The sequence below is a fragment of the Methylobacterium sp. Leaf100 genome (assembly GCF_001422845.1).
Lineage (GTDB): Bacteria > Pseudomonadota > Alphaproteobacteria > Rhizobiales > Beijerinckiaceae > Methylobacterium.
On sequence record NZ_LMMW01000061.1, the window covers coordinates 147,622 to 162,375 of the forward strand.

General features: G+C 69.6%; 7 protein-coding genes and 2 pseudogenes. 3 read left to right on the forward strand and 6 right to left on the reverse strand.

Annotation, left to right across the window (positions count from 1 at the left end):
• Positions 1-8 precede the first annotated feature (8 nt).
• Positions 9-1,268 carry a dicarboxylate/amino acid:cation symporter gene (locus ASF25_RS19295; protein WP_056306489.1) on the forward strand — a complete coding sequence of 420 codons (1,260 nt, stop codon included), beginning with the start codon at positions 9-11 and terminating at the stop codon, positions 1,266-1,268.
• Between the two features lie 69 nt (positions 1,269-1,337).
• On the opposite strand, the gene ASF25_RS19300 is transcribed toward ASF25_RS19295, so the two are convergent.
• Together ASF25_RS19300 and ASF25_RS19305 are read right to left on the reverse strand one after the other, a co-directional pair.
• Positions 1,338-4,025: a glucosidase gene (locus ASF25_RS19300; protein ID WP_056264821.1), complete on the reverse strand. Its 2,688-nt coding sequence runs from the start codon at positions 4,023-4,025 to the stop codon at positions 1,338-1,340.
• Positions 4,026-4,197: 172 nt separating this feature from the next.
• A complete protein-coding gene (locus ASF25_RS19305) occupies positions 4,198-7,599 on the reverse strand; it encodes a GAF domain-containing protein (RefSeq protein WP_056306490.1) in 3,402 nt (1,133 codons plus the stop codon).
• Between the two features lie 364 nt (positions 7,600-7,963).
• On the opposite strand from ASF25_RS19305, the gene ASF25_RS19310 reads away from it, so the two are divergent.
• Positions 7,964-8,533 carry a ferritin-like domain-containing protein gene (locus ASF25_RS19310; RefSeq protein WP_056264814.1) on the forward strand — a complete coding sequence of 190 codons (570 nt, stop codon included), beginning with the start codon at positions 7,964-7,966 and terminating at the stop codon, positions 8,531-8,533.
• A 123-nt stretch (positions 8,534-8,656) separates the two neighbouring features.
• Here ASF25_RS19310 and ASF25_RS19315 read toward each other — a convergent pair whose 3' ends face one another.
• On the reverse strand, positions 8,657-10,348 hold the full coding sequence (locus tag ASF25_RS19315; protein WP_056165677.1) for a HAMP domain-containing methyl-accepting chemotaxis protein: 1,692 nt from the start codon (positions 10,346-10,348) through the stop codon (positions 8,657-8,659).
• 584 nt (positions 10,349-10,932) lie between these two features.
• Between ASF25_RS19315 and ASF25_RS23805 the strand changes: the two are divergent.
• Positions 10,933-11,342, forward strand: a pseudogene (locus ASF25_RS23805) (transposase); the annotation flags it as partial.
• Between the two features lie 272 nt (positions 11,343-11,614).
• On the opposite strand, the gene ASF25_RS19325 reads toward ASF25_RS23805, so the two are convergent.
• The 3 genes and pseudogenes from ASF25_RS19325 to ASF25_RS19335 all read right to left on the reverse strand — a co-directional run bounded on the left by ASF25_RS19325 (position 11,615) and on the right by ASF25_RS19335 (position 14,595).
• Complete coding sequence (locus tag ASF25_RS19325) at positions 11,615-11,821, reverse strand: transposase (protein WP_056306491.1); 207 nt, start codon at positions 11,819-11,821, stop codon at positions 11,615-11,617.
• A gap of 479 nt (positions 11,822-12,300) precedes the next feature.
• On the reverse strand, positions 12,301-12,663 hold the full coding sequence (locus tag ASF25_RS19330) for an avidin/streptavidin family protein (protein ID WP_056306492.1): 363 nt from the start codon (positions 12,661-12,663) through the stop codon (positions 12,301-12,303).
• A 493-nt stretch (positions 12,664-13,156) separates the two neighbouring features.
• Positions 13,157-14,595, reverse strand: a pseudogene (locus tag ASF25_RS19335) (IS1182 family transposase).
• Between the last annotated feature and the right edge of the window lie 159 nt (positions 14,596-14,754).

Genomic DNA, 14,754 nt, shown 5'->3' on the forward strand with positions numbered 1-14,754 from the left:
ACACCGGCATCGGGCTCGCGCTCGGCATCCTCGTCGGCGCGGTGCTGCACGGGCAGGCGGCGAGCCCGGAGGCGGCGAGAGAGATCGCCGGCTCCTTCACCCTGGTGACGGACATCTTCCTGCGCCTCATCAAGATGATCATCGCGCCGCTCGTCTTCGCCACCATCGTGTCGGGCATCGCGAGCTTCGGCGACACCCGGACCGTGGGCCGGGTCGCGGCGCTCGCGATGGCCTGGTTCCTCACGGCCTCCGTGGTGTCCCTGTCCCTCGGCTTCCTCGTCGCCAACCTGTTCCAGCCGGGGGCGGGCCTGAACCTGCCCCTGCCGGACGCTGCGGCCCAGACCGGCCTCAAGGCCGCCTCCCTCAACGTCCGCGACTTCCTCACCCACGTGTTCCCGACGAGCATCGTCTCGGCCATGGCCACCAACGAGGTGCTGCAGATCCTCGTGTTCTCGATCTTCTTCGGCTCGGGTCTCAGCGTCATCGACCGGCGCTATGCCGAGCCGATGATCCACCTCATCGACGGGCTCGCCCGGGTGATGTTCGCCGTCACCGACACGGTGATGAAGCTGGCGCCCCTCGCGGTCTTCGCCGCCATCGCCGCCGTGGTGACGGTGCAGGGCCTCGGCGTGCTCGTCGATTACGGCAAGTTCATCGGCAGCTTCTATCTCGGCCTCGCCGTGCTGTGGACGGTGCTGATCGGCGCCGGCTGGCTGGCGCTCGGCGGCGGCGTGGTGCGCCTCCTCGACCTCCTGCGCTCGCCGATGATCGTCGCCTTCTCCACGGCCAGCAGCGAGGCCGCCTTCCCCCGCACCATCGAGGTGCTGGAGAAGTTCGGCGTGAAGAGCCGCGTCACCGGGTTCGTGCTGCCGCTCGGCTACTCCTTCAACCTCGACGGCTCGATGATGTACCAGGCCATGGCGGCGCTGTTCATCGCCCAGGCCTACGGCATCGAGCTCAGCGTCGCCGAGCAGTTCACCATGCTGCTGGTGATGATGGTCACGAGCAAGGGCATCGCCGGGGTGCCGCGCGCCTCCCTGGTGGTGGTGGCCGCCACCGTGCCGATGTTCGGCCTGCCGGCGGCCGGCATCCTGCTCATCATGGGCGTCGACCAGATCCTCGACATGGGCCGCACGGTCACCAACGTCCTGGGCAACGGTCTCGCCACTGCGGCGGTGGCGCAGTGGCAGGGCGAGATGGAACCGGACGGCGTGCCCGCGGACGCGCCCGCCGGCCCCGGCATCGCCCCCACCGCGACGGCCGCCTGAGCCCGCGGCCCGTGACGCCCGCCTCCGGGCGTCACGGGCTCGTCACGGCGGGATCCTCGCGCAAGGCCCTTATGGCAAGGCGCCGTCCCCCGCGCCCGGCCGGCCCGCCCGGTGGTGGAGCAGGTTGAGGATGAGCGCCGTCCAGCCGGTCTGGTGGGAGGCGCCGAGGCCCCGGCCGGTGTCGCCGTCGAAGAACTCGTGGAACAGGAGCGCGTCGTCCTCGCCCGGCGCCGTCGGGATCGGTTCGCGGTTCCCGAAGATCGGCCGGCGCCCGTCGGAATCCTTGGCGAACAGGGCGATGAGCCGGTCTTCCAGGGCGTCGGCGATGGCCGCCAAGGTCAGCGAGGTGCCCGACCCGGTGGGGTACTCGACCAGAAAATCGTCGCCGTAATAGGCGTGGAAGCGGCGCAGGGCCTCGATGATGAGGTAGTTCATCGGCATCCACACGGGCCCGCGCCAGTTGGAATTGCCGCCGAACATGTTCGAGGTCGAATCGGCCGGGTCGTAGCGGACCGTGAACGAGGCGCCGAACTCGTTGAGCGCGTAGGGCCGGTCGCGGTGGGCCTTCGACAGGGAGCGGATGCCGTGGTCCGACAGGAACTCGGCCTCGTCGAGCATGCGCCGCAGGAGCGCCTTCATCCGGTGGCCGCGCAGGAGCGACAGGAGCTTGCGGTCGCCGACCCCGCCCTCGGTCCAGCGCGAGACGAGGCAGGCGAGGTGCGGACGGTTCTCCAGCACCCAGTTCATCCGCCGGGCGAAATCCGGCAGGCGCTGGAGCATCGCCGGCTCGATCACCTCGACGGCGAAGAGCGGCACGAGGCCGACGACGGAGCGCACCCGCAGGGGGAGCATGCCCCCGCCCGGGATGTCGACCTCGTCGTAGTAGAACTCGTCTTCCTCGTCCCACAGGCCGAAGCCCTCGCCGCCCATGTCGGTCATGGCCTCGGCGATGAGGAGGAAGTGCTCGAAGAACTTCGACGCGGTGCTTTCGTACACGTCGTTGTGGAGCGCGAGTTCGAGGGCGATGCGCATCATGTTGAGGGCGTACATCGCCATCCAGGCGGTGCCGTCGGCCTGGTGGATGCGGCCGAAGCCGGGCGGCGGGCGCGAGCGGTCGAACACCCCGACATTGTCGAGGCCGAGGAACCCGCCCTGGAACACGTTGCGGCCGTCGGCGTCCTTGCGGTTGACCCACCAGGTGAAGTTGATGAGCAGCTTGTGGAAGACGCCCTCGAGGAAGGCGATGTCGCCGCGCCCGCCGCGCCGGGCGCGGTCGATCTCGAACACCCGGAAGCTCGCCCAGGCATGGACCGGCGGGTTGGCGTCGCCGAATTCCCACTCGTAGGCCGGCAGCTGGCCGTTGGGGTGCATGTACCATTCGCGGGTGAGCAGCAGGAGTTGCTTCTTGGCGAAATCCGGGTCGAGCAGCGCCAGGGGCAGGCAGTGGAAGGCGAGATCCCAGGCGGCGAACCACGGGTATTCCCAGGTGTCGGGCATGGAGAGCACGTCGGCCCCGGCGAAGTGGCGCCAGTTGGTGTTGCGGCCGCCCTCGCCCTTGCGCTCGCGCGGCGGCGTCGGCTGGAGCGGGTCGCCCTGGAGCCACAGGCGGACATCGTAGGAATAGAGCTGCTTCGACCAGATCAGGCCAGCGGCGGCCTGCCGGAAGATCGTGCGGGAATCCGCGTCCGCGATGCCGTCCTGCAGGCCGTCGTAGAACGCGTTGGCTTCCGCCACCCGGCGGTGGAGAATGGCGCCCTCGTGGTCGACGGGGCGCTGGCGCCGGCCGGCCGAGAGCCGGAGGGTGACGCGCTTCGCCTCGCCGGGCTCCAGCCGCAGGGCGTAGTGCAGGCCGAGCTTGGTCCCGCCGTCACGGCGGATCGCCGATTCGTCGCCGTCGACGATCGCCGCGTGCAGGCCGTCCTTGAACGGGCCGGTGGCGTCGGGCTTCCAGCCGTGCAGGCGCAGATTGGTGTCGTTCTCGCAGAACAGCACCTCCGGTTCGCCGTCGAAGGCGAGGCGGTAGGCCCCGAGGCGCGGATGGGTGGCGAGGATCCCGCCATCGGCCGCCCTCGCGAGGCGCGGACGCGCATCCTCGCCCCGCGATCCTTCGCGCCATGACCAGGTGTTGCGGAACCACGCCTGCGGGACGAGGTGGAGGTCTGCGGCCTCGGGCCCGCGATTGACCGCCGTGATCACCGCGTGGATGTCGTCGAAATCCTCCTTGGCGTACTCGACCGTGACGTCGAAGAACCGCATCCCGTCGAAGATACCCGTGTCCTCGATCTCGTATTCGGGCTCGTCGCGGCCGCGCCGCCGGCCCTCCGCCACGAGGTGGTCGTACGGGTAGGGCCCTTGCGGGTAGCGGTAGAGCACCTTGAGGTAGGCGTGGCTCGGGACCGCGTCGAGGTAATGGTAGACCTCCTTCACGTCCTCGCCGTGGTTGCCCTCCTCGTTGGTGAGGCCGAACAGGCGCTCCTTCAGGATGTGGTCGCGCCCGTTCCACAGGGCGAGGGACAGGCAGAGCTGCCCGCGCTCGTCGCAGATCCCGGCCAGGCCGTCCTCGCCCCAGCGGTAGGCGCGGGAGCGCGCCTCGTCGTGCGGCAGGGAGCGCCAGGCGTTGCCGTCGCGGCTGTAATCCTCGCGCACGGTGCCCCATTGGCGCTCGGCGAGGTAGGGGCCCCACAGGGACCAGGCCCGCTCGCCGCGCCCCTGCTCGGCCAGCCGCCGGCGCTCGGCCCAATCGTCGAGCTCGCTCAACGCCGCGCCCCGGGAACGGGGACGGCCGAGAGGGGGAGCGCGGGCAGGCGGGACGGGTGAGGGTCGGTCATGGGTCCCGGCGGGGTGTGGTTCGGTGGCCGACGGGATGCACTATCGGCGCCAAGCCAGGCAGCCCCCCGGAACGCATGCCTCGTGGACCCGCGCGCCCCCCTCAGGCCTGCGGCTCGCCCGCGAAGGCCGCGAGCGGTGCGACGAGGATGCAGGCCACGCCCTCGGGCCGGTACTCCAGGGACAGGGTGCCGCCGACCTGCGAGACGAGGCCGCGTTCGATGAAGCGCGAGCCGAAGCCCTTGCGGGTGGGCGGCACTACGGGGGGCCCGCCGGACTCGATCCAGGCGAGGCGCAGCTCCGGCCCGGTCGAGTCCCCCGGGGTCTCCTCCGGGGTCTTCTCCAGGATGTCCCAGGTCACCGCCACGTGCCCGGAATCCGTCGAGAGGGCGCCGTACTTCGCCGCGTTGGTGGCGAGTTCGTGCAGCATCAGCGCGAGGGAGACGGCCCGGTCCGCCCCGATCTCGAGGCTGGGGCCGGAGACCCGGAACCGCGCCAGCCCGTCCTGATGGACCTGCAGGGCGCCCTGGATCACGGGCTCGATGCGGGTGCTGGTGAGTGCCGCCCCCATGAGGAGGTCGTGGGCGCGGCCGAGGGCGATGAGGCGCCCGGCGAGCACGTCCTTGGCCTCGTCCACGTGGGTGGCGTTGCGCAGGGTCTGCGTGGCGATGGACTGCACCATCGCCAGGAGGTTCTTCATGCGGTGCGAGAGTTCGTGGTTGACGAGGTCCTGCTGTTCCTCGGCCTTGAGGCGGGCCAGCGCCGCGTAGGTCCGGTCGGCGACGCCGCGGGTGAACGCCACCTCCTCGATGCTCCACACCCGGGGGGCGGCCTCGTGCACGAGGATGAGGCCGACGAGGGCACCGGCCTTGAGGAGCGGGACCATGATCTGCCCGCGCACGCCGAGGGCGCGGTAGGCCGCGGCATCGTCGGCGAGGCGGACCTCCGCCAGGACATCGGCGCAGACGACGGCCCGCCCGGTGCGCAGCCGCTCGACGGTGCGCGGTAGGTCCGCCAGAGGGTAGGTGCCCCGGAGGCTGGAGAGACCGGGGGCGGCCCAATCCCCCGTCACCGTGAAGGCTTCCCGCCCGGCATCGAGGGTGCCGTAGGCGGCGCGGCCGGCGCCCAGGGTCCGCCCCAGGACATCGGCCGCGATGGTGACGGCCACGGCGGCGCTCGTCGCCTCGCCCAGGCGGTCGCCGAGGTCGAGGAGCGCCTCGATGCGGTCGCGGGCCGCGCGCTGGTCGGTGACGTCCGAGACGGTGCCGAACAGGCTCGAGACCCGGCCGGCGGCGTCGCGGGCGAATTCGGCCCGCCGGGCGATCCAGCGGATCGCGCCGTCGTCGGCGCGGCGGATGCGATACTCGATCTCGGGCAGGGCGGTACCGGTGGCGCGGCGGGCGGCCTCCGCGCGCAGGTGGGAATCCTCCGGCAGGATCAGCCCCTCGATGACCGCGACCGGACAGGTCCGCGCGTCGGCCAGGCCGAACAGCCGGCAGAACTCGGCCGAGACCACGATGGATTCGGCGCCAACATCCGCCTCGAACGTGCCGATGCCGCCGGCCTGCTGGGCGCGCCGCGAGCGCGCATCGCTCTCGCGCAGGGCCGCCTCGTCGTCGAGGCGCTCGCGGGCGACGGAGAGGAAGCGCGCGAGGGTGGCGAAGAATTGCAGCGCCTCGCGGTCGAAGTCGGGCGCGTCGCGGCGCGCGAACGAGATCACGCCGGCGAGGCCCCCGCGCCCGGTGATGGGAAAGCTCGCATAGGCGTCGATGCCGGCCTCGCGCGCGCTGCGGTAGCGCGCCGTGCCGTCCGCCTGCAGGCCGGACAGGATCAGCGGCCGGCCGGTCCCGGCCACGATTCCGCAGAGCGGTTCGTCGAAGGGGGCGCGGTTCAGGGCGGCCCGCGCCTCGGGCGCGACGCCCAGCGCCTGGGCGAGGTGCAGTTCGGCGCGGTTCGGCACCAGGGTCCAGGTGTAGCTCTGGTCGAACCCGAGGGTTTCGGCCCCTTCCTCCAGGATTGGCAGGAGCTCGGCGGTCGGGTCCGCGGCGGCCAGCAGCGCGGCGGAGGCCCGGCTCAGGAGGTCGAGGCGCTGCTCGCGTCGCCGCTCCGTGGTGCGGTCCTGCAGGATCTTGAGGAAGCCCCGGACGCTGTCGTCCTCGTGGCGCAGGGTCATCATGCGGCCCACCGCCCAGAACCGCCCGCCGTCGCGGCGCTGGTGCCAGCGCACGTCAGACGACGAGCCGGCGGCGAGGGCGATGCGCGCCTCGCGCTCGGGCACGCCGTCGCGCCGGTCCTCGGGGGTGAAGAAGGTGTCGAGGAGCCGGCCCTTCACCTCGTCGGCCGACCAGCCGATGATCTGCTCGGCGCCGGTGTTCCAGTCGGTGATCCGCCCGTCGGAATCGGCGGCCACGATGGCGAAGTCGATGGCGCTGTCGAAGATCGCCTTGTAGCGGTTCTCGGCCTCGCGGAGCGCCTGCCGGGTCTCGGCCTCGGCGACGTCGCCGAAGGCCGACCCGGCGAGCCCCGCCAGCATCTGGGCCATGAGGATGTCGCGCGGGCCGAAGGGACCGTCCGCTTCCGAGCGGATCTCCAGGATGCCCACGGCGAGGCCGTGGCGCTGCACCGGGACCGCGACGACGGCCGGGGGCGGGCGGTCAGGGTCGGTCCCCGGCGCGCCGGTGGTGCCGACGAACAGCCTCTCGTCCGTGAAGGCCCGGCCCGACGGCGTGTCCGCCATGGGCATGCGCCGGCCGATCCATCCGCCCGCCCGCCCGGCGCCGGCGCGGCAGACGAGGTCGTCGCCGTCGCGTAGGGTGACGACCGCGCTGTCGGCGCGGTCGATGATCGACAGGGCGGCATCGACCACGGCCCGGAACACCGTGTCGAGGTCGGAGGTCGCGGAGGCCACGACCTGCTGGGTAGCGATCATCGCCTCGAGGCGCGCGGCGTCGGCCACCGCCTGAGCCTGTCCGCGCCGCTCGCCCGTCAGGGCCGCGTCGCGCTCCATCACGGCCCGGCGCAGGTCGAGCTGGCTCATCACCTGCTCGGCCAGGGCCGTGAGTGCTTCGGCCTGCTCAGCCGTGAGTCCCTCCGGGCGCGCGACCTCGTCGATCACGCACAGGGACCCGAGGGTGTGGCCGTCGGGCGTGGTCAGGGGCGCGCCGGCATAGAACCGGATCGCCGGCGCGCCGGTGACGAGGGGGTTGTCGCGGGTGCGGGGGTCGAGGGTCAGGTCGGGGATGACGAGAAGGTCGCCGCGCCCGAGGACATGGGCGCAGACGGACGCGTTCAAGTCGGTCTCGCAGGGGGCGAAGCCGGAGCGGGCCTTGAACCATTGCCGGTCGGCGGTCACCAGACTGACGAGGGCCACGGGCGCGGCGCACAGGGTGCGGGCCAGGAGCACGATGCCGTCGAAGCCCCGCTCGGGCGGCGTATCCAGGATGCCGTGGGCCTCCAGGGCCGCGAGGCGGTCCGGATCGGCAGCGAGCGGGGGGAGATCCGTCACGGGCTCGCCAGGGGCTGAAGTCTCGCCGGGCACGGGGTCCCGGCCCGTCCGGCCATACCTGTCCGTACCACGCCGGGGACCGGCGCAGGGAAGGCGCCTGCGTTCGTCGCGATGCGCGCGAGGGGGTATTTCGGACCGGCCATCCCCGGCCTCATAGCACAGGGATGGCCGGCTGGGATGCCTTCACGGGTCCACGAGGCCACGATCGTTCGCCGGGGGCGGCCAAGCCCCGTCCCGGTTCCTCCACAGGCCGAAAATATCGCCGGGAGCCGACGTGGGAGGGACGCGTTGCCTGCCCACGAACCGCCGAACACCGTGTCCAGCGCACGCTCGGCGCCCCCCCGTACAGGCAAGGAATCGATCCATGGCGACCAAGGTGAAGACCCTGAACGATGCCTTCTACGAGACCCTGAAGGACGTCTATTACGCCGAGAAGCAGTCCGTGAAGGCGCTCAAGAAGGCGGCCAAGGCGGCCGAGCACGACGAGCTGCGCCAGGCGTTCGAGACCCATGCGGAGGAGAGCGCCGGCCAGGTGGAGCGCCTGCAACAGGTGTTCGAGATCATCGGCAAGCCGGCCCGCGCCAAGACTTGCGAGGCGATGCAGGGCATCACCTCCGAGATGGAGGAGGACATGGACGATTTCGGCGACAGCCCGGCCGCCGACGCGGTGCTGGCGGCCTGCGCCCAGGCGGTGGAGCATTACGAGATCGCCCGCTACGGCACCCTGAAGACCTGGGCGGCCCAGCTCGGCCACGCGGACGCCGCCGCCCTCCTCGACGAGACCCTGCAGGAGGAGAAGAAGGCCGACGCCCTCCTGTCGAAGATCGCCGAGACCCTCAACTCCGAAGCCGACACCGGCGAGGGAGAGGACGGCGAGGACGCGGATGCCGCCCCGAAGGCGACCAAGGGCAAGACCGGCCGCAAGGCCGCGTAGGCTCAGACAGGTTGGGCTCGGCGAGGTTGGGCTCGGCGAGCCCGCGACCCATGGTAAAGGCGGCCGGATCGGCCGCCTTTTCAACGTTCGGGGTCGGGTTACGGTGCGGGCCGCCGGACGGGTTCAGGCCGCCTTCACGCCCGCGAGGAAACGCGTCACCTCCCCGCTGAGGCTCTCGGAGTAGCGCGACAGTTCCCGGGCCGCGCCGAGCACCTGGGTGGCGGCCGCACTCGTGGTTCCGGCGCCCATGCGGACATGCTCGATGTTGTTCGTCACGTTGCGGGTGCCCTGGGCGGCCTCCTGCACGTTGCGGGCGATCTCCTGGGTGGCGGCGCCCTGTTCCTCCATCGCCGCGGCGATGCCGGAGGAGAAGCTGGACATGTCGGCGATGGTCTTGCCGATGCGCCCGATGTCGCTGACGACCTCGCCCGTCGCACCCTGGATCTCGCCGATCTTCAGGCGGATGTCCTCGGTGGCCCGCGCCGTCTGACCGGCGAGTTCCTTCACTTCGGTGGCGACCACGGCAAAGCCCCGTCCGGCCTCGCCGGCCCGCGCCGCCTCGATGGTGGCGTTGAGCGCCAGGAGGTTGGTCTGGCCCGCGATGGTCTGGATCATGGCGACCACGTCGGTGATGCTGTCGGCGACGACGGCGAGCCGCTGCACGGTGGCCTCGGTCCGGCGGGTATCCGCCACGGCCTGGTCGGCGTAGGTCGAGGACTGGCTCACCTGGCCGACGATCTCCTGGATCGAGGCCGACATCTCCTCGCTGGCCGCTGCCACGGTCTGGACGTTGGCGGAGGTCTGCTCGGCCGCGCCCGCCACGGACACCGCCTGCTGGATCGCCTGCTCGGCGGTGGCGGACATGGACTGAGCCGTGGCCTCCATCTCGGTGGCCGCACCCGCCAGGCCCTGGGTCAGGACCGAGACGTCGGATTCGAAGCGCTTGGTCAGGCCGTCGAGGATCTCGGCGCGGCGCATCTTCGCGGCGTTCTCGACCTCCTGCTCGGCCGCGAGGCGCCGGGCCGTCACGGCGTTGACCTTGAACACTTCGAGGGAGCGCGCCAGCAGGCCGATCTCGTCCTTGCGCTCCACACCCTCGACCGCGATGGCGAGATCGCCCCGGGCGAGCCGGTCCATGGCGGCGGTCATGCGGCCGATCGGACGCGACACCCCCATCACGACGATGGCGGCGGCGAGACCCATGGCGGCCAGCAGGCCGAAGGCGGCCGACACGATCAGCAGGGTGGTCGACGTGGCCGCGAGGCGCTCCGCCTCACCGGAGGCCACCGCGAGCTGCTGCTCGATGACGCCACTCCGGGACTGAGCCTCCTCGCGAAGTTTGGTGCGGCGCGGCGCGGCCTCCTCCTGGGAGATCTTCATCCCCTGGGCCGACTCGCCCTTCACGCCGTGGTTGGTGGACCGTTCGAGGACAGCATAGTAGGCGTCCAGGCCAGCGCGCAGGCTCTTGTTCGCCGCCGTCCGCTCCGCCGAATCCTCGAGGGCCACCAGGCGGTCCAGGGCCGCGTGGCTCGCCTTGATGGCCGCGGCCTGCTTGGCCTGATAGCCGCTCATCTTGGAGAGATCGGTCTCGACCAGCGTGTTGCGGTTCTGCACCGCGGCCTCGGTCATGGCGACCTGCATGGTCAGGATGTGGGCCTGCCGTGCGGCCTGGACCTGCGCGATCTGGTGGGTCTGCCCGGCGAGGGAGATCAGGGCCGAGCGGGCATAGGCGACGAGCCCGGCCGCGACCACGGCCATGATCGCCAAGGGAAGAGCGATCTTCGTCAGCAGGCTGAGATTGCTGAAGGTTCTCATGAGCAAGGACTTTCCGGCTGACCTTTCGAAGCGGTCATACGGAAACGTTACCGCAAGCAGTTAAATCGTTCCTTAATAAAATCAAATATCCAATCGAGGGGATTCTGAAAAAGCCTGCAAGACAAACAGGATTTAGATGGCCATATGTCCGTCAAAGGGTCGTATTTCGACGCCATGGTTCGGCTAAACTGCATCTATCGGTTCGGTATCGAATGCAACAAATAAGCGCTTCTCGCATGCGAAGTCTCGGTCCGGTCATGATATTGGTCGGGCGGAGGCCCGTATCGCCCTCCGAAAGAGAGCGCTGCGGCATCGGACACGCTGGCGGCTGCCCTGAATACGATATCCGCATGCCAACGACAGGAGCGGGGGCGGTCCCTAGAGCCGTGCCCGAGGGTATTACGGGTGATGCGTTGACGGGCGGAGGCATGCTCGATGCCGTCATGAGACCTTCTTGGCCAGATCCAGGCCGATGGTGCCGACCCCTGGCACGGACGCCGCCCTCGGGTGGTTCACACCACCACCACTTCGGCCCATCGACGCCGTCGGGGCGACCATCCCATCACGACAAGACCATCACCGTCACCGTCACCGTCACCGCCGCTTTGCGCAGCAGCGGCCCTACCGCCATCGCCCTGTTCGACGGGTCCACGAACGGCGCGCGCTTCCGCGCTCAACGACCGACACGCTGGTTCCGGTGCTGAAGCCGGGCGATACCGTCATCCTCGACAACCTGAACGTCCACGAGGTGGTCGGCGTGCGTGAGGCCAGCGAGGCGGCCGGCGCACGGATCCGCGCCCTGCCCGCCTGCAACCCGGACCTCGATCCGATCGAGCCGACGTTCGCCGAGCTCAAGGCCCTGCGGCGCAGCGCGGCGGCCCGCACCGTCCCCGACCGCCAGGCAGACATCGGCAAGGCGTTCGGCCGCTTCACGCCCCAAGAGTATCGAAACCCCATCGCCGCCGCCTGGCACGAATGCGACTTGGCCGTCGCTGCATGGGCGGGAACGGCTCTCGCAGCTGGGCGCGGCGATTTCGAACCGACGGATCGGGGCCGACCGGTCCACGGCGCGAGGCCAGGCACCCACGTCGCGCGACCGGCCCGGAGTCTCCGCTCCCGCTTCCGTCTCCGATGGGCTCGGTTCGCATCGGGCTCGGTTCGCATGGGCTTGGATGTTCCGAGAGCTCACCCGCACGCCCGCGCAAATTTCTCTAGGGTTGTTTAAACGAGAATATTTCACCTCTGAGCCTGATTGAGGTCTTATTGTCAGGCTGGATTGTTGAGGGCGTTGGCGGCCATGAAGCTGGCGGCGCAGGCAAGACGCCCTGTTGCGACATCGAGCCGACCGGCGCGCTCGCGGTGCAAGCCGCCCCGATGGCTCATCCAGCCGAAGCTGCGCTCGACCACCCAGCGGCGCTCCCGCACGACGAAGCTCTTCTGGTCCGGCTGCTTCTTGACGACGCGATGGCGCATGGCATGCCGGTGGCCCCACTCTTGGCCCCCCACTCTTGGCACCGCTCTTGGCCCCATCGTAGCCGCGCCGCCCGCGCACACCGAGGCACTTGACGCTTTGGGTGTCGACGATCGCCGGCCGCGGCTCCGGGCGGCGTCCGCAGCGCCGTCGCTGGCGGCGGGCGAGAGCCCGCATCAGCGCCTCGAACAGGCCTTTGTCGGTCCAGCGCCGGAACCAGCCATAGACCGTGCGCCAGGGTGGAAAGCCAGCCGGCAACCCTCGCCGGGCGCCACCCGTCCGCAGATGCCGGGCGATATGTCCTTCAGGCACGTCTCGTGACGCGTCCGATGTGGGTCCACCCACATCTGCTCTCCACTCCACCCCGCCAGGCGGACGTCGTGTTTGCACACGAGACAGATGGGGACGACCGGCGCAGGACCTCAAACAGGCTCCTGATAAGATGTGCGGCGCCTGAACACCGCCCGGATCCCGGCAACGGTCATCTGCGAGTGAAAGTGTCCGATCCCGCGTTGATCGATGCCCATTCCTCGCCGGAGTCGACCTGCTTGGTCATCTGCCAAAGCGTCTTGATTGTCTCCCTTGGCGCGTTCGGAAGAAGCTGCCCCACCCAGGAAGTGATCGCCTGAAAGGCTTCCCAGTGCACGGTGAAGGCGATCAAGTCTCCATCGACATAGCCGACGAGGGTACCGGCGGTCTTTATACCTCCGCTGCTGACGGCGCTCTCATATGTGCCGGAAAGCGCATCGTTCGTCTGAACAAGGACGACTTCCGAACCCCCTTCGTTCACCCACGTCCCCGCGAAATCGACCGAGGTTCCCGTCCTTGCCGTCGCTCGTGCCAAAGCCTTGTCTTATGGCATCTCGCTCCCCTTTCTCCGTCGACCAGCATGATCGACCACAAGCCAAGATAGCAAAGTCGCGCAGGCTTTGCGTTGGAAACCAAGAGACGCCGATACCATGCCGAACCGGGGGAGCGTTCATCGACCGCTGCGCGCCTCGGTAGCCAGCCGAGGAAGCGAGCAAAGCCGAGACCATTATCGAACGCTGTAGTCTCACTCCGGTTCGCCGGTCCCCGCGATCCGTGCCAGGCTGGTGTCGTGGGCAAGCGCTGTGTCGCTCACGATCAACAAGTCCAATCCTTCATCTCGGTCTGGTCCAGGCCGTGTCAAAACTCGGGGATTGGGGCTTTTGCGATCGGGAGACGTCCCGGTCTCGCGAGAACGGGCTGTTCATCGCATCGAACAGGTTCTTACGGTCGGGAGACGGCCAGTTCCTGGTGGAAAAGGTTTCCTGGGCGGTCTCTCGGCCTCTTCGGCGAGCGATCCAAGCCCCCGCTCAGGTGGGGATCGCCGCCAGGAGCTTCCGGCTTCCCATGATGTCGAGAACCCGCGTCAGATTGTAGGCCGGGACCTGGAGCGCCATCTCGGTCGAGACGCGCGGCAGCGTCTTGGTCAGGAAGTGCGTGGGCCCCATTCGCGCTTTGAGCGCACCGAAGGGATGCTCGACCGTCTCGCGCCGGACCCGCATGGCCAGCGGGTCGCCGTCCAAGCGGCGCTGCACCGTCTCCAGCACGTCCTCGTGCTCCCAGCGCGTCACCCGGCGCTCCTTGCCCGTCGTACAGTCCGTCTTCATCGGGCAGGCCGAGCAAGCATTCGTCCAGTGACGATGCAGCGTCAGACCCTTCTCCACCGTGGTGCAACGGTGGGGCAGCGCCTCGCCCGCCGAAGACCGGTAGACGTCCTCCTGTGGACGATAGAGAAAATCCTCCTTGCCGAAACGGCCGGCGGCCCTGGCGCCCGAGGTCATCGGCCGGGGCAGCGTGACGGAGGTGCCGGCGCGTTCGCAGGCCAGAATCTGTTCACCGGAATAATAGCCCCGGTCGGCCACCGCATCGAGCGTATCCGTCTCTGAAGCCTGCTTGGCCCGTACTGCCATGCCACTGAGTTGCGCTCGGTCCGAGCCGGCATTGGTCACCCCGTGCGCCACGATCAGATGATGCTCGGTCTCGACCGCCACCTGGACGTTGTAGCCCACCATGCCCGACCCGCGCCCGCTGGTTGCCATCGATCGCGCGTCGGGATCGGTCAGAGAGATCTGCCGGTCGGGCGCCGCCTTCACCTGCTCCTCCAGGCTGGCCAACCGCTTCATCTCCTGCCCGAGGCGGGCGATCTTCTCCTTCAGCCGCACCACCTTGGCGGCCAGTTCAGGTGTGGGATCCTGACGATCGGCCGTGTCGAGCTGCGAGAGGTAGCGCGACACGCTCTCCTCGATCTGCTGCGACGCCGGTCGAGCTTGCCTTGTGTGAAATTGCGGTCGCGGTTGTTGACCGCCTTGAACTTCGAGCCGTCGATCGCGACGCGCGTCCCCGTTAGAAGACCCATCTCGCGGCACAAGGCGACGAAGCGGGCACAGGCACGCCCGATGGCCGGTCCGTTCTGACGGCGGCACTCGGCAATGGTCTTGTGATCGGGCGCCAGCTGACCCGTCAGCCACATGACCTCGACGTTGCGGCCCGCTTCGCGCTCCGGACGCCGGCTCGACGGGACCCGGTTGAGATAGCCGTAGACATAGAGCTTCAGGAGGGCTGCGGGATGGTAGCCCGGTCGTCCCGTCCGTGCCGCATCGACGCCCGCGAAGCCGAGCGCACCAAGACCCAGCGCATCCACGAAGGCATCGACCACGCGGACCGGGTTGTTCTCGGCGATCCAGTCTTCAAGACACGGCGGAAACAGCGTCGTCTGATCGCGCTCGGCACCGACAACAAACCGTCCCATGCCAGCCTCCGGTCGACCAGGAGAAAGCTACCATCATCGGCGTTTTGACACAGCCAGGGGCGAGAACCGACGGTTCGGTCCACGAGCGGATGGACCAACGCTGCCGGTGCGCGAGGTCGGTCATACGGTCATCGTCCGGACGCGCGTGGACCAGCCTCC